This is a genomic window from Arenibacter palladensis (assembly GCF_900129275.1).
Classification (GTDB): Bacteria; Bacteroidota; Bacteroidia; order Flavobacteriales; family Flavobacteriaceae; genus Arenibacter; species Arenibacter palladensis.
This window is the reverse complement of sequence record NZ_FQUX01000009.1, coordinates 121,965-144,869: the sequence shown is the minus strand read 5'-3', so window position 1 is coordinate 144,869 and position 22,905 is coordinate 121,965. Positions and strand designations below refer to the sequence as shown.

Genomic DNA, 22,905 nt, shown 5'->3' with positions numbered 1-22,905 from the left:
TTTTTAACTTTTGGAATATTATTATTGGGCTATTCCAGTAATTTCCAGATCAAAAACCAATTTGGCATCTGGGGGAATAGGACCGTAGCCAGCTTCACCATATCCTAAATGGGATGGTATAAATAAACGAACCTTATCCCCGACCTTCATTTGCATAAGACCTTCCTTAAAGCCTGGAATTATCCTCGCTTCAGGGCTGTAGTCCATTGGAATGGCTTCGTAACCTCTACCTTGTTTTCTGGCCTCCTGATAAACGCCATATTTTTTAGCGATCTCTTCGTAGTTGCTGTCAAAAAGTGATCCGTCCGATAAATATCCTGCGTACAACACATTTACCTTTTGCCCTACTTTGGGTTTTTCTCCATCGCCCTCTGCTAGGGTAAGTATTTTAAGCCCGGATGGAAGCTCTTCTGCCTTGCTTTCCTCCGCTGTAATTTGGGCCACGAAATCGGTCTTCATTTTCTCCATTGCCTTGAGCCTTTCCTCTTCCTCGGCAAAGTAATCGCTCATTACTTTTACGGCATCGAATTTTTTGGCTTCCTTACCGTTTCTGATAATTTCTACAGTGTTCATAACCACATCCGTAACCGGTCTGTCGCCTTCCGCAGTTTTAACATTGGCAATGGAATCAACGATATCCATACCTTTAACAACCTCGCCAAAAACAGTGTGTCTACCGTTTAGAAAGGGAGTTTCTTTATGGGTAATGAAAAACTGACTTCCGTTGGTGGTAGGTCCGGAATTGGCCATGGATAGAATACCGGCCTTATTGTGTGTAAGGGAATCGTTAAATTCATCCTTAAATTTATATCCAGGATTTCCCATGCCCGTTCCTGTTGGATCTCCACCTTGAATCATAAAGTCCTTTATAATTCTATGAAAGATGATACCATCATAATATTTTTTGCCCTTTAGGCTGTCGGTAACAAAAGGATTGTTTCCTTCGGCCAGGGATATAAAATTGGCAACGGTCAAAGGGGTCTTTTGGTACTCCAACTTAAGGAGGATTTCACCTTTGGTGGTGGTAATATCCGCAAAAATACCATCTCCCAAATCAGCATGCTTACTGGACTTACAGCTGGAAAATGCTATGGATACTACTGCCAATAATAAATAAATGTTCTTCATTGTAATTAATTTTAATTGTTTTCTTTTTGTTTATCTATATTTAAAATGGTAATGGTGGATTTAATAGGGACATTTACCCCAATTTTATTATTGTCACCGTGATATCCGTAAGATAGGGAGGAGGGGAACAAAAATGTTGCGCTTTCCTTCTCTTTTAAGAGTTTTACGCTATTTCTTAAGCCGGGGAAAAGGTCCTGTTTGTCTACCTTATAGGTTATGGTGCCTATATCCTCTGTGGAGTATATGGTGTCATTGTTGAAAGTCATAACATTGTACTGCAATGTAACCAGGTCATCTGTTTTAGGGTAGTAATCGGTCTGGTCGCTCTTGCTAATATAATGGTACCACGAGCCGATTCCGCTGGAGAAATAGGTGTTCAAGGAGTCATTTTTAATGATTTCCATGATTTGTTTTTCTTCCTTTGCCAATAGGTCCTTATTCCTTTCCACCGACTTTTGTAAAATACTTCCGGTTTTAACTTTGACCGGCTTTCGCGGTTCAGGTCCATTGCAGCTAAAAAAGGCGATAATAAGCAAAAGAAATATTAGGTTTTTCATGCGTTTAGATCATCTTTATATTGTGGTAGTAAGGACTTGAATAGGCTTATGGTTTCTTCTATGGAAACATCGCTTCGTCCACCTGCCGCATTTGTATGTCCACCTCCATTAAAATGGGCTCTAGCGAATTCATTTACGGAAAAATCACCTTCCGATCTAAAGGAGATCTTGACGATTCCTTCCTCCCGGTTTTCAATGAAAATAACGGCGAAGACAATTCCTTCCAAGGTTAGACCGTAATTTACAAATCCTTCCGTATCCCCCTTTTTGTAATCGTAGGTATCCAATTCGTCTTGTGATAAAGTGATGAATGCCGTATGATATTCCTCTAGGATAACCATGTTTTTTAAAGCGCAACCCAAAAGATGCAATCTACTTGGGGTGTTGGTATCATAGACCTTGTTATGTGCTTCCGTATTTTTGGCACCTCTCTCTATTAATTTGGCAACAACCAAATGTGTCCGGCTGGTGGTGGAAGAATATTTAAAGGATCCGGTATCGGTCATAATACCGGTGTATAAGGAAATTGCAAGTTCTGGGGTAATGCTTTCCAATTCGTCAAGACCTTCAATTACATTAAAAACCATTTCACAGGTAGAGCTCATGCTAACGTCTGAGTACATAATTTTGGCATAATCGTCAGGTTCCTGATGATGGTCTATCATTACAAATGTAGCTGAAGAATTTTCCAAAAGTGGTTGCAGTTGCCCTATCCTTCCTAAGTGATTGAAATCTAAAGTAAATATTACGGAAGCCTTGTTAATTAAGGATTTGGCTACCGAGGAGTCTCTTTCAAAATTGACTATTTGCTCGCTGCCCGGCATCCATTTTAAAAATTTGGGAAAATCATTGGGAACAATGATGGTAGCATCCTGACCTTTGCCTTTCAGAAAGTGCCATAGCCCCAAAGTAGAACCAATAGCGTCCCCGTCCGGATTTTTGTGCGGTATAATTACAATTTTCTGAGGGATGTCCAATAAGCCCTTAATTGCCTTTATAATCTCTAAATTCATGCGCGCAAAGATACAATTTAATAATATATGGCATTGTGAGAAAAATCTATTTTTAAATTGGGCACATACCGAGTTGGCATGCGTTAAACCAAAGCTCTTAAATTGGGTATGAGAAGGTAGGAATTGAATGTATTATATTTTATAAGTGTATTAAGAATTGTCCGGGTCTTTATGCAAAATAATGACATGTAAAATTTTGGACCTTGGGCTATAGGTGATTAAAAGTAGGGGTTTCTTGTGATGTTGAAAAAAAGTCGGATTCTTGGTTATATTTGTGGGAAAACATTTTGATGCTGGATATATTTCTTATTGTCTTAGGACTAGTATTGTTGATTGCAGGGGGGAATTGGCTTTTGAAGGCGGCAGTGGCCTTGTCGTTAAAACTAAATATACCAAAGATTGTTATAGGTATGACGGTGGTTTCCTTTGCAACTTCCGCACCCGAGTTGATTGTTAGTGTAAATGCCGCTTTGGAAGGATTTCCCGATTTGGCGTTGGGCAATGTTGTGGGGTCCAATATTGCCAATCTAGGTTTGGTACTGGCAATAACCATCATTTTGGGCAGCATTGAGGTTAGAAAGAGTTTTTATACTACGGATTGGCCGGTTATGATGTTGGCCTCCTTTTTATTCTTCATTTTTATTTATTTTGATGGCGAATTGCAAAGATATGAGGGCTTTGTCATGGTGGTCGTACTCTTTATTTTCTTGGTATATCTATTGCGTTTTCAGAAAACTGCGGTTGTTGATGAATTGCCTGAGGATGATGTGCCGCTGCCTTTATATAAGACGGTGCTATTTTTGGGACTGGGAGGGCTTGCCCTTTGGGGAGGTTCAGAGCTATTGATTAAGGGTGCCGTAGGGCTAGCTACTTTTTATGGTGTTAGTGAGCGGGTAATTGCAGTAACCGTAGTATCAATTGGGACCAGTATTCCGGAATTGGCCGCCTCAGTCATTGCCGTAATTAAGAAAGAAAAGGCCATATCATTGGGAAATCTAATCGGGTCGAATATTTTTAATCTTTTGGCTGTTTTGGGTATTACATCAATGATTACACCTATTAAAGTGTTGGATCAGGGCTTGCTGACCAACGATATTTTTTGGATGTTGGGTACATCCTTTTTAATCCTTCCCCTAGTGTTTTTACCTAAAGGGCTTAGGTTGGGATGGAAGGACGGTGTAATCCTTCTAGCGGTTTACGTGCTATTCGTATATTTAACAATAAGCTAAGGAAGTTAGTATAATTAGATTATGGGAAGGTTTGGTCATAATATTATTGCTTTCTTTTTTTTGGCCTTTGCCACGGTACATAGCCAAGAAAATCAATTTGTTAGCGGTGTTCTTCTCGATTCCGAAACCTTGGAACCCATATCTTTTGCCAGTATTAGGGTCAAGAATAGGGCGGTGGGTGTTATTTCCAATAATGATGGCAGTTTTAGGGTTCCGCTGAAATTTAGGGAGTTGAACGATACCTTGCATATTTCCTCCATGGGATATGACTCCAAGGAAATAGTGATTAGCAGTTTAAGGCCCAAGGATATAAATCAATTATACTTAAATCCTATGCTGGTCCAATTGGAGGAGGTTACCCTAAGTGCATCCAAGAAAAGTAGAAGAGACAGAAATGCGGGAAATGACAAAGATAAGCCCGTAACGGCCGAAGACATTATTGCCAAGGCCATAGAAAAAATCCCGCTAAATTATCCCTTTAATCCACAGTCCTACGTTGGGTATTACAGGGATTACCAATGGAAATCTGGAGGCTATACCAATTTAAATGAGGCAATTGTTGAGGTTTTTGACAAGGGTTTCGGGACTTTGGATTATGAGGAATCCAATACAAGGATATACGAGTACTCGAGAAATACGAACTTTCCAATAGATTCCTTGAGTGAAAGACTATATGATTATGGCGAATATAAGACCAAGACCATCCCTAGGGCTTATTTGAATAGCTATGGTGGCAATGAATTTGTAATATTGCGCATCATGGATGCCATTAGGAATTATAACACCTTCTCCTATTCCTACGTAGATCACTTGGATACTGATTTTGTTAAGAACCATGATTTTACAATTGAGGACGATACCTCGTTGGACGGTTTGCCATTGTACGTAATAGATATTTACAAACACAATAGAAGGATAATGGTACGTGGCAAGATTTATATTTCCAAGGATAATTTTGAAATCGTTAAATTGGAATACGCTACTTATGACGCCTTGCTGGGAACTAGGAAAATAAGTAAGACTAGTAAGAGGATTGAAGATAGGTTACTTTATAGAACCGTTGTGGAATACAAGAAAGAGGACCATAAAATGTTTCCCAGTTATATTTCCTTTAGCAATAAATTTGAGGTAAAGGTGCCACCGGTTTTTACGGTAAAGGATGTGCTTATAGACTTTGAAAACCAGCGATTTGAAATTGCATTCAACAGGGTTCCCTTGCATTTTAGGGTACTTAAGGATAAAAATTACAATATTAGTTATAAGGGTAAGGGAATAGATGTTGAGAAGGTTGTTCTTGCAGATAGTGTAACCGTACAGTTGTATCCCAAGATGAACCTTGGAGATCAGGCCTTGGAGATTTTTTATAAGGAACCAGGAGAAATAGCCAAAGATGATTTTCGGATAGTCATGGATAACATTATAGATATGGATGGGAACAAGTTGGATTACTCCGAGACGTATTCCTTAATGCAATTCAGGGAATTTTTTGTTCAGCAACGAAAACCGGTAGTGCAATATCCTGACAAGCATCTTTATATGGGTAAAAATTGGCCCATTTTCCAGGATCAACCCATTATTAAACCTGATAACTACCATGATTTTTGGATGAACACTCCACTGCGTAACGAAGGGGCCATCATAAAATAATGCAAATAAAAAAAACCGCCCCTCTTTCTCAAAAGGAACGGTCGGTAAAAATAATCAACAATTATTTTTTTACTCTTTATATTTTAACAGATTTAACCGTTTTAACGATTCTTCCTGCTATTTTGTATGGATCACCATTGGAAGCCGGTCTTCTATCTTCCAACCAACCTTTCCAGCCTTTTTGTACTGTAATGATTGGAATTCTAATAGAGGCACCCCTATCGGAAATACCATAGCTAAAGTCATTGATAGAAGCTGTTTCGTGCTTTCCTGTCAAACGTTGTTCGTTAAATTCACCATAAACGGCAATGTGCTCTTTTACAACTGGACGGAAGGCCTCACATATCTTTTCGTAAACTTCCCTAGAACCACAGGTTCTCAAAGTAGTATTGGAGAAGTTAGCGTGCATACCTGAACCATTCCAATCGGTATCACCAAGAGGTTTTGGGTGGTATTCTATATAGTAACCGTGTTTTTCGGTTAATCTGTCCAATAGATATCTTGCAACCCAAATTTCGTCACCTGCTTTTTTGGCACCTTTGGCAAATAACTGGAATTCCCACTGTCCACAAGCAACTTCTTGGTTAATTCCCTCAAAGTTTAGACCGGCGGCGATACAGGCATCTGCATGCTCTTCTACCAAGTCACGACCATGGGTATTTAGACCACCAACAGAACAGTAGTACATACCTTGTGGTTTGGGATATCCACCTCTAGGGAATCCTAAAGGAAGTTCCGTTCTGGTGTCCATAATGAAATATTCTTGCTCAAATCCAAACCAGAAATCATTGTCTTCATCTTCAATGGTAGCCCTACCGTTAGACACGTGTGGGGTACCATCAGCATTCATGACCTCGGTCATTACTAAGTAACCATTGATGCGATGTGGGTCAGGATAAATTGCTACGGGCTTTAACACACAGTCAGAAGATCCTCCTTCCGCCTGGCGGGTTGAACTTCCATCAAAAGACCAGATTGGGCAATCTTCCAGTTTACCACTGAAGTCATCCTCAACCTTAGTTTTACTCCTCATGTTTTGTGTGGGCTCGTACCCGTCCAACCAAATGTATTCTAATTTAGACTTGCTCATAATATGTATTGTTGATTTTTATTATTAACGCAGACAAAAATAATAATTTTCACCATATATGCCATTTTTTAGTGGGTTAAATGACAATAATGTTGAAATTTTTTTGGAGACCCCTATTTTTTTGGGGGTATATTATTAAATATGTATTTTATGTGGATTATTTTAATGAATTGTTATTTTTGTCAAAAAATAAAATATGTCAAATCAAAGATTTAAGGCCATAGCCAGTAGTCATACCAGAACAGAAATAAATGTAGAGGACTTTGGCAGACGTTCGGAATACTTTGGAATGAACGTGTTCAATGAGGAACGTATGCTGCAATACTTGACCAAGGATGCTTATGATAGGGTAAAGGCAGCTGTGGTATCGGGTGTTAAAATAGACAGAAAAGTTGCGGACCAAGTTGCGGAAGGGATGAAGACTTGGGCTATATCCATGGGGGCAACCCATTACACCCATTGGTTTCAACCTCTTACAGGAACCACTGCTGAAAAACACGATGCTTTTTTTGATTTTTCACCCGAAGGACGGGTAATGGAAAAGTTCGGTGGTGGTCAATTGGTGCAGCAGGAGTCGGATGCCTCCAGTTTTCCAAATGGAGGAATACGCAATACTTTTGAGGCCAGGGGCTATACGGCCTGGGATCCAACTTCACCGGCATTTCTTTACGGTACCACCCTATGTATACCAACAGTTTTTGTGGCCTATACCGGCGAAGCCTTGGACAATAAAGCTCCGCTATTGAGGGCGTTGAATGCCATGGATGAGGCCGCGACTACAGTAGCCAAATTCTTTGATAAAAATGTTAGCAAAGTATACGCCACTTTGGGCTGGGAGCAGGAATATTTCTTAATAGACAAGTCATTGGCTTTTTCCCGACCCGATATTAGCTTGGCCGGTCGTACGTTGGTAGGTCAATCCGCCGCAAAGGGCCAGCAATTGGACGATCATTATTTTGGGGTTATACCAAATCGCGTTTTGAATTTCATGAAAGATCTGGAAAAGGAATGTACCAAATTGGGGATTCCGGTAAAAACCAGACATAATGAAGTGGCCCCCAATCAATTTGAGCTGGCTCCTATCTTTGAGGAAACCAATCTGGCCGTAGATCACAATCTATTGCTCATGGATGTCATGGAAAAGATTGCCGATAAACATTTCTTTAAAGTGCTCTTTCATGAAAAACCGTTTAGGGGTATAAATGGATCTGGCAAGCATAACAACTGGTCTTTGTCTACGGATACCGGTGTCAACTTGCTTAGCCCTGGGTCTACACCTATGAAAAACCTTCAGTTTTTAACTTTTTTCGTGAATACGATAAAGGCGGTGGATAATTATGAGGAATTATTGCGCTCTTCCATTGCTTCTGCCGGAAACGATCATAGATTGGGTGCCAACGAGGCGCCTCCAGCCATCTTGTCCATTTTTATAGGGGAACAATTAAATGAGGTGTTGAATGAACTGGAAGGGGTAACCAAAGGGAAATTGTCCCCTGAGGAAAAAACGGAATTGAAGTTGAATGTGGTAGGTAAGATTCCGGAAATTCTCCTGGACAATACCGATCGTAACCGTACCTCGCCTTTTGCATTTACCGGAAACAAGTTTGAGATGAGGGGGGTAGGTTCCAAGTCCAATTGTGCCAAACCTATGATGGTACTCAATACCATTGTGGCCAAGCAACTTATGGCCTTCAAAAAGGAGGTGGACCAATTGGTGGACAAGAAAGGTCTTAAAAAGGATGAGGCCATTTTTAACGTCCTTAGGGAATATATAAAAACTTCCAAGAGAATAAGGTTCGAGGGCGATGGTTATAGCGAAATTTGGGAGAATGAGGCCAAATCCCGTGGTTTGAGCAATAATAAGAATACCCCAAAGGCACTGCAAGTGCTTACCTCCAAAGAAAGTTTGGCACTGTTCAAGTCAATGAACGTCATGAGCGAAATTGAGGTCAGGGTGCGACAAGAGGTGGAATTGGAAGAATACATCCTTCATATTCAAATTGAAGGCAGGGTCTTTAATGAGCTTGCCTACAGCTATATTATACCGGCCGCTGTGGAGTATCAGAATAAATTGATAAAAAATGTGGTAGGGCTAAAAGAAATTTATGGTGCCGCCCACAAGAAAATGTCCGAAAGTCAGTTGGATATTGTTGAGCGTATTTCCGAACATATCCGCGCTATCAAGATCAAGACCGATGCTATGGTAGACGAAAGGAAGAAAGCCAACAATATGTCCGATATAAACAAGAAGGCCTTTGCTTATTGCGATAACGTACGGCCCTATTTTGATGAAATTCGTTACCACTGTGATAAATTGGAACAATTGGTAGGTGATGAATATTGGCCCCTAACCAAGTATAGGGAACTATTGTTCATTAAATAATAGTGAGATTTATTAAATTATGAATTAAAAGCCTACGATTAGTGGGCTTTTTTTTATGGATTCTTCTATTTTTGTCGCAAACTTTTATTCATGAGCTCATCCAACAGCAAAAGATACGATCAAAGAGGGGTTTCCGCTTCCAAGGAAGACGTGCACAATGCCATTAAAAATATTGATAAAGGCTTGTTTCCCAAGGCTTTTTGTAAAATTGTGCCCGACTACCTCACCAATGATGAAGAGTACTGTTTGGTGATGCATGCCGATGGTGCGGGTACTAAATCCTCCTTGGCTTACATGTATTGGAAAGAGACAGGTGATATCGCTGTATGGAAGGGAATAGCGCAAGATGCCCTGATCATGAATGTGGACGATCTTATTTGTGTTGGGGCAACGGACAATATTATGTTGTCTTCTACCATAGGGAGAAACAAAAATTTAATTCCTGGAGAAGTCATTTCGGCCATCATAAATGGGACTGAAGAATTGATCGAGGATTTGAAAAAACATGGGATAACGATAAGATCAACTGGAGGGGAAACGGCAGATGTAGGGGATTTGGTGCGTACCATAATCGTTGATTCCACGGTAACGGCAAGATTGAAAAGGAGTGAGGTGATCAATAATGCCAATATAGAAGCTGGAGATGTAATTGTTGGATTATCTTCCTCCGGGCAGGCCAGCTATGAAAAGGAATATAACGGGGGTATGGGTAGCAATGGGCTTACCTCTGCCAGGCATGATGTTTTTGCCAAATACCTGGCGGAAAAATATCCGGAAAGTTATGATGCTGCTGTGCCTGAAGATTTGGTGTATTCCGGTACTGTGAAGTTGACCGATGCTGTTCCCGACGCCCCATTGGATGCAGGGAAATTGGTGTTATCCCCAACCCGTACCTATGCTCCAATTGTAAAAAAAATTCTTGGTAAGTACTCTGCGAACGATATTCATGGAATGGTTCATTGTAGTGGAGGCGCACAGACCAAAATTCTTCATTTTGTAGATAATCTTCATATTGTAAAGGACAACCTATTTCCTGTTCCTCCTTTGTTCAAATTAATTCAAGAACAGTCGGGGACCGACTGGAAGGAGATGTACCAAGTTTTTAATTGTGGACATAGATTGGAATTGTACGTAAATCCCGCTATTGCGGAGGACCTTATTGCCATTTCGGAGAGCTTTGGGGTTGAAGCCCAAATTGTGGGTAGAGTGGAAGGGAATTCTGTTAAAAAACTCACAATTAAAAGCGAGTACGGCACCTTTGTGTATTAAGGTATACGAATACCCTTTTTCCTACGTTGTTTTATAAAGAAATTACGTTATGGAAAGAAAGCAGTTTTTAAGGACTTTAGGTACCGGAGCGGCATTTGCCCTCACTTTTCCCTGCTTACATGGCTGTTCATCGGATAGCGATGAAGTTATAGATCCCAAACCCGTACCAACGGGCGTGGATTTTACTATTGATTTAAATTCAACGGAAGGCGCCAAATTGCAAAACAATGGCGATTTCATAATTAAGAATTATGTGGTCGTGGTTAAAAACCTGGAAGGCGAATTTGTGGCCGCAAGCCAAATCTGTAGTCATCAACAGACAGATGGGATAAGTTTTAAAACAGATAATGGAGGTTATTTTAAGTGCTCCACCCATGGTTCTACCTTTAGTCAGACTGGTACCCCATTAAACCATATCGGTAACGATGTTGCCAAACCCCTTAAAATATTTAATACGGAATTAGAAGGGCAGATCCTTCGTGTCTTTGAATAATCCAAACTGATTTTTAACTACTTGCTTGCATGGGATTTTCCTTAAAATCATTCTTCGGATGTTTATTTTGCATCTCTGTACCATTTTCTTTGCAGTCTTTTTGCAATGGGAATTCGGTCACAAATCTCGCGTCAATAAGTAAAGTAATGATGAATGTATTTTGGTTTGTATTGAACGGATCTAGGTTTTCTAATGCTAATACGCTTACTCTAGGCTCTGATAAAAAAAGTTCCATTTTTAATTCTGTCTTAGGGTGAGGGCTTTATTTTCTCTATTAATATTTTGCATGGTACTTATGGGCCATGCCCAAGAGCTTAATTACGTTACCGTTCAGCGATCGGTGAACTTAATGGGCGATAAATTTGATATTACCGTAGTAGCGGATAATGAGGAAATAGGCTATATAAATATTGAAGAGGCAGTTTCGGAAATTAAAAGGATAGAAAAACTGATATCTTCATGGGACGAAGAATCCGAAACTTCAAAAATCAATAAAAATGCCGGAATAAAGCCAGTAAAGGTTAGTGTGGAGCTGTATAAGCTAATTGAAAGGGCCAATCAGATTTCCGAAATAACCAACGGTGCTTTTGATATTACATTTGCGGGTTTGGATAAGATATGGCAGTTTGACGGTTCCATGAAATATAAGCCTACCAAGGAGGAAATTAAACAATCCGTAAGCAAGGTGGGGTATAAAAAAATTATCCTGAACGAGGAAGATCATACAGTATTCCTACAATTCAAAGGGATGAAGATCGGTCTAGGCGGTATAGCAAAGGGTTATGCTGCCGATAAGGCCAAAGAACTGTTGGTGGGAAAGCAGGTTAGCGCAGGGGTTATCAATGCATCCGGTGACCTTACCACATGGGGCACCAAGGCTACCGGGGAAAAGTGGTTGATCGGCATTGCAAATCCGCTGAGCAAGGACAAGATATTTTCGTGGCTACCCGTTTTGGAATCTTCTGTAGCCACTTCCGAGAGTTACGATAAATATATCACATTTGACGGTAAGAAATATTCCCATATACTTGATCCCCGGACCGGAAACCCAATTTCAGGAATAAATAGTGTATCGGTCTTTTCCAAAACCGCCGAATGGTCAGATGCGTTGGCCACGGCTATTTTTGTACTTGGCGTTGATTCGGGAATGGCATTGATAAATCAATTAAAGGGAACCGAGGCAATCATTGTGGACGATAACAACAAAATGCACAAAAGTAGTGGGATCCTTTTCAATTGAATCCTAATTAATATAGCCTTCGCTCTTTAGTTCTGTCTTATCCTCAATTTTTTTGGAACAACCGTTTTTAAGAAGATAGACCGTATCGCTTACATCTAAAATATCATTGTAAAAATGATCGGTCAGGATTATAATGCTCCTTTTCTTTACCTGGCTGATAAGGGCCTTGAATTTCTCTACAAATATTGGTGCAATGAATGAAAAGGGCTCGTCCAGAAGAATAATTTCCTTTTTGGACAGAAGTATCAAGTAAGCTTCTATAACCCTAATTTCACCACTGGATAAATCATTGATCCTACTCTTGTCGTATTCTCTAAAACTCTCGAAGAGGTTTATGAATTGTTCCCAGGAAACATTGAACAATCCAAATGCACGCTTTATATTTAAATGCCGCGGCAAAAGGGAATATTGGGGTAGGTACCCTATTTTTCCGGTCATATACATAGGTCTTGGAAGGCACTTTCCGTTACTGCGGATATTCTTGTATTTGGGTTGTAGATCCCCAAATAGAATTCTCAACAAGGAAGTTTTTCCGCAGCCATTTCTTCCAAGGATCCCTGTAACTTTTCCGCGTTCGGATTTTATATAAATACCGTATAGGATCTTTTTTCCATCAAACTCCAGTTCAACACTGTCAATTTCCAAGGTCAAAATAAACGGATGAGGTTAATAAATACTAGGGTTAGGGCGATGTCCATTAGAAGTGAAATTAGGATAAGGACTATTTTGGACAAACCAAAATTTTGATAAAATGTCAATCGCTTTCGCTGGGCAATATCAAAATACGAAAGGAAGACCCCTAAATAGAACAATATCTTGAAACTTAGTATCATGGCATTCAAGTTGGATATCTTGAAAATAACACTCCCACTAAATACCATAAAAACCGTAACAAGAAAGGATATCCAAAGGTAAGGTTTGGCAAAGCGGAAACTCAATTCATAGGTTCTAAAATTGAAAATAGAATTCATCTATTGAATAGGATATGGTTAAATGTACAAAATTATCGTAAATTCGCAGTCCAAGTGTAGATTGTATATGATAGATAAATTAAATATAGTAAAGCAACGTTTTGATGAGGTTTCGGACCTTATAATTCAGCCTAATATTATAGCTGATCAAAAGCGTTATGTGGCACTAAACAAGGAATATAAGGATTTAAAACAGCTTGTAGACAAGAGAGATCTTTATTTGGAGTATACCAATAATATATCCGAGGCAGAGGAGATTCTGGCCGATGGCAGTGATCCCGAAATGGTGGATATGGCCAAAATGCAGTTGGAAGAGGCCAAGGAAAAATTGCCCAAATTGGAAGAGGAGATCAAATTGATGCTGATTCCAAAGGATCCGGAGGATTCCAAAAACGTAGTGGTAGAGGTAAGAGCTGGTACCGGAGGGGACGAAGCCAGTATTTTTGCGGGCGATCTTTTTAGAATGTACACCAAATATTGCGAGTCCAAAGGATGGAAAACAAATGTCATTGACCTAAGTGAAGGTACAAGCGGTGGCTATAAGGAAATTCAGTTCGAGGTTACCGGCGAGGATGTGTATGGCACTCTTAAGTTTGAGGCGGGCGTACACCGTGTTCAACGTGTTCCTCAGACCGAAACCCAAGGAAGGGTGCATACCAGTGCCGCCACGGTTATGGTGCTTCCCGAGGCCGAGGATTTTGATGTGCAGATAGACCCCAAGGACGTGCGGATAGATTTTTTCTGTTCCTCAGGGCCTGGAGGTCAATCCGTAAACACCACCTATTCTGCAGTACGATTAACCCACATTCCAACAGGTTTGGTGGCACAGTGTCAAGATCAGAAATCACAACACAAAAACAAGGAAAAGGCATTTAGGGTATTACGTTCCCGTTTGTATGACATGGAATTGGCCAAAAAACAGGAGGAAGATGCTGCCAAGAGAAATTCGCAGGTAAGTAGTGGTGACCGTTCGGCTAAAATTAGAACTTATAATTACCCACAGGGTAGGGTAACGGATCATAGGATCGGATTAACGCTATACGACTTGCAAAACATTATTAACGGCGATATTCAACGTATTATAGACGAATTAAGTTTGGTTGAGAATACGGAGAAACTAAAGGAAGCCTCTGAGATTTTTTAATTCCTATGACCACTGATTTTTTAGTTGGACAGATTCGAAAAAAGGAATCTTTTCTTTGTATTGGGTTGGACACGGACTTGGATAAGGTTCCAAAACACTTATTGCAAGAGGAAGATCCCATTTTTGCTTTTAACAAGGCCATAATTGATGCAACGCACCATTTATGTGTGGCCTATAAGCCCAATACTGCATTTTATGAGGCTTATGGAATAAAAGGATGGCAGGCCTTGGAAAAAACCATCAACTACTTAAATAGCAATTATCCAGAAATATTTACTATTGCAGATGCCAAACGTGGGGATATTGGTAATACCTCTACCCGTTATGCCAAAGCATTTTTTGAAGATTTGGGATTCGATTCTGTAACCATTGCCCCCTATATGGGTAGGGATTCCGTGGAGCCATTTTTGGCGTTTAAGGATAAGCATACCATATTGTTGGCATTAACTTCCAACAAAGGAGCGTTCGATTTTCAAACAAAAATGGTAGAAGGAAAGGAGTTGTACAAACAAGTACTGGAGATTTCCAAAACCTATGAAAATTCTGAAAATCTAATGTATGTGGTAGGTGCTACCAAGGCAACTTTTTTAACGGAAATAAGAAATATTATTCCAAATAGTTTTCTTCTTGTACCAGGTGTAGGGGCACAAGGTGGCAGTTTGGTCGAAGTGTGCAAATACGGAATGAGTGATAATGTAGGTCTTTTGGTGAACTCATCCAGGGGAATTATTTATGCTTCGGACCAAGAAAATTTTGCGCAGGCCTCTGCCGAAAAGGCAAAAGAATTGCAGCAGCAAATGAGTTTGGAGCTTAAAAAACGCTAAGTTACCTAATTCGTTAAGGTTTCAATGATTTTTTGGATCTTAGCGGCCTTCAATTCAAAAAAATCGGCAAGTTTCGAATCGGAGTATTTTTTGCTGCTAGCCTTGTCCATGAAACTTTGGTATTGGTGCTCCAAAAAACTTATTTCTTTTGAAACATTGGTCATTGGGGATACGGAACCCACTTTACAATATTGATTTTCCATATAATTTTTTTCTAACAAATATAACTAGAATAAGGGTTTGAGGGAGGCTGTCAATAAGCGCATTTATCTAATAATCAGGTAATTTGTCTATTTTTTAACCTTGTGTTAATGTTGGAAAATGTATTTTGAATTTTTTGGTCCACATCAAGTGTATTGGAATTAACACTACATTTATAAAAAATGAATATTGATCAGTTATAATATACATAGTCATGATACCTCTAAAAAATGGGTGACTTTTGTGCATGGTGCAGGAGGTAGTTCTACTATTTGGTACAAGCAGCTTAGGGAATTTAAAAAACATTTTAATGTACTTCTATTGGATCTTAGGGGCCATGGGAACTCTAAGGTACATCTAAAGGACGCTTTTAAGAGCAAGTATACTTTTGACAATATTACCGAGGATATATTGGAGGTGATCAATTTTGAAAAGATTGAAAAATCACATTTTATTGGAATTTCCCTAGGCACAATTTTGATTAGAAATTTGGCAGAAAAACACCCCCATCGGGTAGAGAGCATGATTATGGGAGGGGCCATTATGAAATTGAACCTCAGGTCGCAAATATTGATGAGACTAGGTGTTATTTTAAAATCTATAGTCCCTTATTTATGGCTGTACAAGTTTTTTGCTTTTGTAATAATGCCCAATAAGAACCATAAGGAATCGCGGTTACTTTTTGTTCGAGAGGCTAAAAAATTGTACCAAAAGGAATTTATTCGATGGTTTAAGTTAACCTCGGAGATTAACCCATTGCTACATTTTTTTAGAACGGTAGATATAAAAATACCTACCCTATACGTAATGGGGGCAGAGGACTATTTGTTCTTGCCTACTATTCAACAAATTGTGCTGGATCATAAAAGTGCGGAGCTGATAGTGGTCCAGAACTGTGGGCATGTTGTGAATGTGGAGCAGCCCCAGTTCTTTAACGATACGGTAATTGGGTATCTTTTGGTAAAATAATGTAAATCATTTCTTTTAGGAATGGCTGAAATTGTATCCTACCTTGTTGCAGGGGCCACATATATGTGGTGATCAGCGGGAATGGATTGGTATACCAACAAAAAAACCGGTGCTCCCACCGGTTTTAAACTAACTAACTCAAAAAATACTAACTCAAATTCTTTTGGTATAACTCGTATTGCAATTTTAGGCAACTAAAAGGTTGTAATCTGTGCTTGTTTAAGTGTAACGTAAAGTAATTGGATTTATTGTGTAAAATGACCATAAATTGTTCATTTTTAATCCTGTAGGGCAAAAACCTTTTTCAACACATCTGTTGTTCTTGCGGAAACCTTGTTCCTTATTTCTTTTTCTTCAACGGCAATCATCGTAAATACCCCTTTTAAGGCCTCTTGGGTAACGTAATCTGTTAGGTCTGGATTTACATTATTGGTAAGAGGAATGCTGTTGTATCTCGTAATTAGGTTGTTCCAAATTTTGTCTGCCCCGACTTTTTCAAAGGAATTTTTGATTACCGGGTTAAATTTATTGTAGAGTTCTGTTTGTGTAGCATTGGTAAGGTATATGGTTGCTGCATTGTCCGAACCCAAAAGAATGTTTTTGGCGTCGTTAAAAGTCATTCCCTTTACGGCATTTACAAATATGGGCGTTGCTTCACCAACAGCGTCCTCTGCAGCCCTGTTCAGTATTTTTAGGCCTTCATCAGCTAGGTTGGAAAGTCCAATGTCCCTAAGGGTCTTGTCTACTTTCTGTAATTCCTCAGGAAGCATAATTTTTACCAGTTCGTTCCCAAAAAAACCATCGGTTTGGGTTAGTTTACTTACCTGTTTATCAATCCCCATATTAAGGGCTTCCTTTAATCCATTTGCAATTTCGTCATTGCCCAAAGTGCCTCCTTGGGGCAATTGGTTGACTACCTGTTGTAATTCCGAACATCCAATAAATTGAAATAGGACTACGGCTAATAAGATTTTTTTCATTTTAAAATTTTAAAGTTATACCTATAACTTATACTGTTGGGATTTAGTACTTGGCGTTAAGAGAAAATTACGGTTTTGTTGTTGTATACCATGGTCTTCCTGTTAATATGAAGCTTTACGGCCCTGGATAGTACAATTTTTTCTAAATCCCTACCCTTGGTTATAAAGTCCTTTATGCTGTGTGCATGTGTTACTGTGGTAACATCTTGCTCTATAATGGGGCCGGCATCCAATTCCTCGGTAACGTAATGACTGGTGGCACCTATAATTTTAACACCCCTCTCAAAAGCGGCATGGTATGGTTTTGCGCCGGCAAAGGCAGGGAGGAAGGAATGGTGGATATTGATAATCTTATTGGGGTAGTGGTCAATAACCTTACTACTTACAATTTGCATATATCTGGCCAATACAATAAAATCTATTTGATATTCCTTCAGTAGGGCCAATTGCCTATTTTCGGCCTCACTTTTTGTGCTTTTAGTTACAGGTACATGAAAAAAGGGAATATCGAATTGTTTGGCCACATATTCCAAATCACTGTGGTTGCTTAAAATGAATGGTATTTCAACCTCTAGTTCACCTGAATTATACCGGCTTAATAAATCGTATAAACAATGGTTGTATTTGGAAACAAAAAGGGCCATTTTGGGTTTTACGGATCCCAAATACAAACTCCACTCCATTTGATGGGGTACGGCCAATTCTTCTTCAAATTCTTGTTTTAAATTTTTCACGGCCGGAATGTTCTTTTCAAAATCGCTTTCCAGTCTCATGAAAAACACACCCGCTTCTTTATCTACGTGCTGATCAATATAAATAATGTTGCCACCTTTTCTGTGTATAAATCCGGTTACCGAACTGATAATTCCGGATTTGTCGGGGCAATTAATAAGGATAGTTGTCTTCAAAGTTTAACTGTTTTAGGTGGCAAAATTAGGATTTTAGGAATGAAGTACTCTAGTTGAGGGATATTTTTATAATATTCTAATTATATCAATCTAATTTTTGCTATTTTGTTAAATTGCACCCGTATAATGGTCCTTTTTTTGTCTATTAAAAAAATAGCGCCTAATTAATTTAAATCTTTCAATAATCGCCTTGAAGGGTTCGGGAGAATAGGGGTAATTTATTAAATTGATAAAAGGAAATTAGAATTGTTTTTATGAAGCAGAAGCCACCATATATTCCTAAAAATAAAGTTCGTATAGTAACAGCTGCCTCTTTGTTCGATGGTCACGATGCAGCTATTAACATGATGCGGCGTATTATTCAGTCCACTGGGGTGGAAGTAATTCATTTGGGCCACGATCGTAGTGTGTCCGAGGTGGTTGATTGTGCCATTCAGGAGGATGTTAACGCCATTGCCATAACTTCGTATCAGGGTGGGCATATGGAGTATTTTAAATATATGCACGATCTTTTGCAGGAAAAGGGTGCGGACCACATTAAAATTTTTGGTGGCGGCGGTGGGGTAATTCTACCTACGGAGATCAAAGAATTAATGGATTATGGGATAACTCGAATATATTCTCCAGATGATGGTAGGACCATGGGGCTACAAGGGATGATAAACGATTTGGTGGAGCAAAGTGATTTTCCTGTTCCTTGTTTGGAAATTCCCAAGGGCCGGTCTGTGGTGCAATTATTGGAAGAAAGGAACGTAAATGCCATTGCACGGCTCATTACCTTGGCAGAAAATAGGCATGAGGACTTTGTAAGGGAATTTTCGGGTTTGAATGTAATGGAAAATGCAGTGCCTGTTCTTGGTGTAACTGGGACGGGAGGTGCTGGAAAATCAAGTTTGGTAGATGAACTGGTAAGAAGATTTTTGTTGGATTTCCCAGATAAGACCATTGGAATCATCTCTGTTGATCCGTCCAAAAGGAAAACGGGCGGTGCATTGTTGGGGGATCGAATCCGTATGAATTCCATTAACGACTCTAGGGTCTATATGAGATCTTTGGCTACTAGGCAGTCCAATTTGGCATTGTCCAAACACGTTGACGAGGCAGTTCAAGTCTTAAAAGTGGCTGGCTTTCATTTAATTATTTTGGAGACTTCAGGGATTGGTCAGTCGGATACGGAGATAATTGAACATAGTGATGTTTCCTTATATGTTATGACACCGGAATTTGGGGCCGCTACCCAGTTGGAAAAAATAGATATGTTGGATTTTGCGGATGTCGTGGCTATTAATAAGTTTGATAAAAGAGGGGCGCTCGATGCACTAAGGGACGTGAAAAAGCAGTACGTGCGTAACCATGGTCTTTGGGAGGCGAATCAGGATGAGCTACCTATCTTTGGAACCATAGCCTCCCAATTCAATGACCCTGGGATGAACCGATTGTATTTGAGCGTAATGGATAAATTGGCTTCAAAAATCGGAACGGTCATTAATTCACAGTTCCAAAATGGAAATATGGATGATGGGAAGGTTTATATTATACCTCCTTCGCGAACGCGTTATTTATCAGAAATAGCCGAAAGCAATCGGGCCTATGATAGGAAGTCCTTTCAACAGGCGGAATTGGCCCAACGGTTATATGGTGTTTTTAAGACCATACAAGCTATATCCAAGGTAGATTCCGAGGTGGATTTTAATTTATTTCTACAAAAGAGAGGATTGGACACGGAAGCAATTTTGGAGTTGTCCCTGCCTGAGGACAAAAAACAATTGTTGGGACTCTTGTTCAAAGAGTTCGATGAAGTAAAAATGAATTTGGATTCCCACAACTGGGAACTGATCCTAAATTGGGAAAAAAAGGTTCAACAGTACAAAGATCCAACCTTTAAATATAAGGTAAGGGGAAAGGAAATTAAATTGGAGACCCATACAAAATCTCTTTCCCAAACCGATATTCCGAAGGTAGCACTTCCAAAATACAGGGCATGGGGCGATATTTTGGGTTGGATCCTCCAAGAAAATGTACCTGGTGAATTTCCTTATACGGCCGGACTCTATCCTTTTAAAAGAACAGAAGAAGATCCCACAAGAATGTTTGCGGGAGAAGGTGGTCCTGAACGCACCAATAGGCGCTTTCATTATGTTAGTTTGGGATTGCCGGCCAAACGTTTATCCACTGCATTTGATTCGGTAACGCTGTATGGTCAAAATCCGGACTACAGACCTGATATATACGGGAAAATTGGTAACGCCGGGGTGTCTATCTGCTGTTTGGACGACGCTAAAAAGTTGTATTCAGGATTTGAGCTTTGTAGTCCCACCACCTCGGTGAGTATGACCATCAACGGTCCTGCCCCAATGTTGCTGGGTTATTTTTTAAATGCCGCCATTGATCAGAATTGTGAGAAATATATTTTGAAAAATGGTTTGGAAAATGAGGTTGAAGGTAAAATTGCTGCGTTATATGGGGCTAAAAGCCTTGCAAGGCCAAAATATAGGGGAGAATTACCGGAAGGAAATAACGGTTTGGGTTTAATGTTGTTGGGAGTTACTGGTGACCAGGTCTTGCCCAAACATATATATGCAGAAATTAAAAAGAATACCCTAAATACGGTCAGAGGTACGGTGCAGGCAGATATACTAAAAGAAGATCAGGCACAGAATACCTGTATTTTTTCAACCGAATTTGCCTTACGACTAATGGGGGATGTGCAGGAATACTTTATTCGGTACTCGGTACGCAACTTTTATTCTGTTTCCATTTCGGGATATCACATTGCGGAAGCAGGGGCCAATCCAATCACCCAATTGGCCTTTACGCTGTCCAACGGTTTTACCTATGTTGAATATTATTTAAGTAGGGGGATGGATATCAATAAATTTGGTCCCAATCTGTCCTTTTTCTTTTCAAATGGGATAGACCCCGAATATGCGGTAATCGGAAGGGTTGCGCGTCGCGTATGGGCAAAGGCCATGCATCTTAAATATGGAGCAGACCCCAGGGCGCAGATGTTAAAGTATCATATCCAGACCTCAGGGCGAAGCTTACATGCCCAAGAAATAGATTTTAATGACATCCGTACTACATTACAGGCTTTATATGCCATCTATGATAATTGTAATTCCTTACATACCAATGCCTATGATGAGGCAATAACCACTCCAACAGAAGAGTCGGTTCGCAGGGCAATGGCCATTCAATTGATTATAAATAAAGAATTGGGCTTGGCCAAAAACGAAAATCCTTTGCAAGGTTCCTTTATAATTGAAGAATTGACAGATCTGGTAGAGGAAGCCGTGTTATTGGAGTTTGACCGCATTACTGAACGAGGTGGTGTATTGGGGGCCATGGAAACCATGTATCAGAGATCCAAAATTCAGGAGGAGAGTCTGTATTACGAGACGTTAAAGCACAATGGGGAATTTCCCATTATTGGAGTAAACACCTTTCTGAGCTCAAAAGGGTCCCCAACAATTCTGCCAGCAGAAGTTATCCGTGCTACAGAATACGAAAAAAAGGCCCAAATAGAAACCTTGGAACATTTACATGCTATGATGGGGGCAACTGCGGAGACCCAATTAAAGGAATTACAGGAATTGGCAGTTAGAAACGGAAATATTTTTGAAAAGTTGATGGAGGTTACCAAGTTCTGTTCCCTTGGACAAATTACGGATGCCTTGTTTGCTGTAGGGGGTCAGTACAGGAGAAATATGTAGTTACAAGGATATGGTTTTAGTTCCAATGAGGCCATTCTAAATATAGCTATGGGTAGATAATAGGTTACCAAAAAATCAGGAAGTAGTAGAAGGGCAGGTTTAGCTTCGAATAGATCGTCGCCATACTTTGTACAATCTTCTGAAACTTTTAATTTCGCTCCTCAAAAGGTTCAAATATTCCTTTTCCTTTACACCATCTTTTTCCAAACCAGTACAATAAGAACTTATATTTCTTATGATAACATTGATAAAGGTAGCGCTTCTCATTCTGGCAGCATAGCATTCTGAGCGCTCGGCTGCTTCAATTTGTTGGGGAATCAAGATGGAATCGGTTAATAAGGAATCTACCATGATATCCCTATGGCTGTTGGATTGGTATAACTTAAGAAGATCCTTGTTATAGGATAGGTACGATGCAATTTCCCTGCTCATCTGTAAAAGATCCAAGGATTTGCGATAAATCGGAATCGTACTTAAGTTTTTGTAAGGCATTTTTTTATGACAAATTCTGTTATATAAAATTACGTCGAAATTAGTAAAATTGAGTTTATATAACAAAGTAAAATTGTATTTTAGCTATTGAAAGTTAATATTTTTAATACATTTTATTTTGAATACAAAGATTGATGTCCTTAATTGGAAGATTCTAAAATTACTTCAGGAAAATGCCAGGGAATCTTTTGCCAATATTGGCAGGAAAGTGGGTTTAACGCCCCCTGCCGTTGCGGAAAGAGTTAAGAAAATGGAAGACATTGGGGTTATTTCTGGATACAAAGCTGTTGTGTCCCATTCGCATACCGGATATCAGTTAAAAGCTATAATTACGCTGCGTGCCTTTATGGGAAAGTTACGGCCTTTTTTAGATATTGTAAACACTTACGAAGAGGTAGTTAATTGTTATAGGATTACAGGTAATGAAAATATTATTATGCTTGTGGTCTTAAAGGATCAATTTCATTTGGAAAAATTTATAGACAAGCTAATACAATATGGGGAGACACGCACCCATATTATTCTGTCCGATGTAGTGTCCAATGCTCCCATTAAAAAAAGAGAGGTCTAATTATACATGGGTAATATAAATTTGAAATTAAAAGAGTCAAGCAGTTTTGGTGCTTTATTTTTATTATTTAATTTAATGAATTG

Annotated in this window: 21 protein-coding genes; 11 read left to right on the top strand and 10 right to left on the bottom strand. The window is 39.5% G+C overall.

Annotated features, from left to right (window positions below):
- Nucleotides 1–21: 21 nt before the first annotated feature.
- From BUA60_RS19450 to BUA60_RS19440, 3 genes are read right to left on the bottom strand one after another with little or no spacing between them, the layout of a single operon-like run.
- The gene (locus BUA60_RS19450) at nt 22–1,128 is read right to left on the bottom strand and encodes a peptidylprolyl isomerase (RefSeq protein WP_072864672.1); all 1,107 of its coding nucleotides are present in this window, start codon (nt 1,126–1,128) and stop codon (nt 22–24) included.
- An 11-nt stretch (nt 1,129–1,139) separates the two neighbouring features.
- Complete coding sequence (gene gldI / locus BUA60_RS19445) at nt 1,140–1,685, bottom strand: gliding motility-associated peptidyl-prolyl isomerase GldI (protein ID WP_072864670.1); 546 nt, start codon at nt 1,683–1,685, stop codon at nt 1,140–1,142.
- Nucleotides 1,682–2,698 carry a DHH family phosphoesterase gene (locus BUA60_RS19440; protein WP_072864668.1) on the bottom strand — a complete coding sequence of 339 codons (1,017 nt, stop codon included), beginning with the start codon at nt 2,696–2,698 and terminating at the stop codon, nt 1,682–1,684. The genes gldI and BUA60_RS19440 overlap by 4 nt, the downstream gene beginning before the upstream one ends.
- Nucleotides 2,699–2,988: 290 nt before the next feature.
- Between BUA60_RS19440 and BUA60_RS19435 the strand changes: the two genes are divergently transcribed.
- Nucleotides 2,989–3,927, top strand: coding sequence for a calcium/sodium antiporter (locus tag BUA60_RS19435; RefSeq protein WP_072864666.1), 939 nt, complete (start codon nt 2,989–2,991; stop codon nt 3,925–3,927).
- A 21-nt stretch (nt 3,928–3,948) separates the two neighbouring features.
- Nucleotides 3,949–5,574 (top strand): carboxypeptidase-like regulatory domain-containing protein, encoded by a 1,626-nt coding sequence (locus BUA60_RS19430; protein WP_072864663.1) that lies wholly within the window; start codon nt 3,949–3,951, stop codon nt 5,572–5,574.
- A gap of 76 nt (nt 5,575–5,650) precedes the next feature.
- Here BUA60_RS19430 and BUA60_RS19425 read toward each other — a convergent pair whose 3' ends face one another.
- Nucleotides 5,651–6,664, bottom strand: coding sequence for a glutamine synthetase beta-grasp domain-containing protein (locus BUA60_RS19425; protein WP_072864661.1), 1,014 nt, complete (start codon nt 6,662–6,664; stop codon nt 5,651–5,653).
- A gap of 196 nt (nt 6,665–6,860) precedes the next feature.
- On the opposite strand from BUA60_RS19425, the gene BUA60_RS19420 reads away from it, so the two are divergent.
- From BUA60_RS19420 to BUA60_RS19410, 3 genes are all read left to right on the top strand, one after another.
- Nucleotides 6,861–9,047: a glutamine synthetase III family protein gene (locus tag BUA60_RS19420; RefSeq protein WP_072864659.1), complete on the top strand. Its 2,187-nt coding sequence runs from the start codon at nt 6,861–6,863 to the stop codon at nt 9,045–9,047.
- Nucleotides 9,048–9,137: 90 nt separating this feature from the next.
- Complete coding sequence (locus tag BUA60_RS19415) at nt 9,138–10,316, top strand: AIR synthase related protein (protein WP_072864657.1); 1,179 nt, start codon at nt 9,138–9,140, stop codon at nt 10,314–10,316.
- A 49-nt stretch (nt 10,317–10,365) separates the two neighbouring features.
- On the top strand, nt 10,366–10,809 hold the full coding sequence (locus BUA60_RS19410; RefSeq protein ID WP_072864655.1) for a QcrA and Rieske domain-containing protein: 444 nt from the start codon (nt 10,366–10,368) through the stop codon (nt 10,807–10,809).
- Between the two features lie 13 nt (nt 10,810–10,822).
- Here the strand turns inward: BUA60_RS19410 and BUA60_RS19405 are convergent, their stop codons facing one another.
- Nucleotides 10,823–11,044, bottom strand: a complete 222-nt coding sequence (locus BUA60_RS19405) for a hypothetical protein (protein ID WP_072864653.1) — start codon at nt 11,042–11,044, stop codon at nt 10,823–10,825.
- Between the two features lie 51 nt (nt 11,045–11,095).
- On the opposite strand from BUA60_RS19405, the gene BUA60_RS19400 reads away from it, so the two are divergent.
- Nucleotides 11,096–12,049 (top strand): FAD:protein FMN transferase, encoded by a 954-nt coding sequence (locus BUA60_RS19400; RefSeq protein WP_084532697.1) that lies wholly within the window; start codon nt 11,096–11,098, stop codon nt 12,047–12,049.
- Between the two features lie 3 nt (nt 12,050–12,052).
- On the opposite strand, the gene BUA60_RS19395 is transcribed toward BUA60_RS19400, so the two are convergent.
- On the bottom strand, nt 12,053–12,700 hold the full coding sequence (locus BUA60_RS19395) for an ATP-binding cassette domain-containing protein (protein ID WP_072864650.1): 648 nt from the start codon (nt 12,698–12,700) through the stop codon (nt 12,053–12,055).
- Between the two features lie 387 nt (nt 12,701–13,087).
- On the opposite strand from BUA60_RS19395, the gene prfA reads away from it, so the two are divergent.
- Both prfA and pyrF read left to right on the top strand, forming a co-directional pair.
- On the top strand, nt 13,088–14,164 hold the full coding sequence (prfA, locus tag BUA60_RS19385) for a peptide chain release factor 1 (protein WP_072864646.1): 1,077 nt from the start codon (nt 13,088–13,090) through the stop codon (nt 14,162–14,164).
- A gap of 5 nt (nt 14,165–14,169) precedes the next feature.
- The gene (gene pyrF, locus BUA60_RS19380) at nt 14,170–14,988 is read left to right on the top strand and encodes an orotidine-5'-phosphate decarboxylase (protein WP_072864644.1); all 819 of its coding nucleotides are present in this window, start codon (nt 14,170–14,172) and stop codon (nt 14,986–14,988) included.
- Nucleotides 14,989–14,993: 5 nt separating this feature from the next.
- Here the strand turns inward: pyrF and BUA60_RS19375 are convergent, their stop codons facing one another.
- A complete protein-coding gene (locus BUA60_RS19375) occupies nt 14,994–15,191 on the bottom strand; it encodes a hypothetical protein (protein WP_072864642.1) in 198 nt (65 codons plus the stop codon).
- Between the two features lie 187 nt (nt 15,192–15,378).
- Here BUA60_RS19375 and BUA60_RS19370 point away from each other — a divergent pair, with 187 nt between their 5' ends.
- Entirely contained in the window at nt 15,379–16,158 is a 780-nt protein-coding gene (locus tag BUA60_RS19370) for an alpha/beta fold hydrolase (RefSeq protein WP_072864640.1), read from the top strand.
- Nucleotides 16,159–16,436: 278 nt separating this feature from the next.
- On the opposite strand, the gene BUA60_RS19365 is transcribed toward BUA60_RS19370, so the two are convergent.
- Both BUA60_RS19365 and purU read right to left on the bottom strand, forming a co-directional pair.
- On the bottom strand, nt 16,437–17,138 hold the full coding sequence (locus BUA60_RS19365; protein WP_072864638.1) for a DUF4197 domain-containing protein: 702 nt from the start codon (nt 17,136–17,138) through the stop codon (nt 16,437–16,439).
- A 56-nt stretch (nt 17,139–17,194) separates the two neighbouring features.
- Nucleotides 17,195–18,046: a formyltetrahydrofolate deformylase gene (gene purU, locus BUA60_RS19360; RefSeq protein WP_072864636.1), complete on the bottom strand. Its 852-nt coding sequence runs from the start codon at nt 18,044–18,046 to the stop codon at nt 17,195–17,197.
- 254 nt (nt 18,047–18,300) lie between these two features.
- Between purU and BUA60_RS19355 the strand changes: the two genes are divergently transcribed.
- Nucleotides 18,301–21,759, top strand: coding sequence for a methylmalonyl-CoA mutase family protein (locus BUA60_RS19355; protein ID WP_072864634.1), 3,459 nt, complete (start codon nt 18,301–18,303; stop codon nt 21,757–21,759).
- 99 nt (nt 21,760–21,858) lie between these two features.
- Here BUA60_RS19355 and BUA60_RS19350 read toward each other — a convergent pair whose 3' ends face one another.
- The gene (locus BUA60_RS19350; RefSeq protein ID WP_031444683.1) at nt 21,859–22,251 is read right to left on the bottom strand and encodes a hypothetical protein; all 393 of its coding nucleotides are present in this window, start codon (nt 22,249–22,251) and stop codon (nt 21,859–21,861) included.
- A 118-nt stretch (nt 22,252–22,369) separates the two neighbouring features.
- Here BUA60_RS19350 and BUA60_RS19345 point away from each other — a divergent pair, with 118 nt between their 5' ends.
- Nucleotides 22,370–22,822, top strand: a complete 453-nt coding sequence (locus BUA60_RS19345; protein ID WP_072864632.1) for an Lrp/AsnC family transcriptional regulator — start codon at nt 22,370–22,372, stop codon at nt 22,820–22,822.
- Nucleotides 22,823–22,905: the final 83 nt, after the last annotated feature.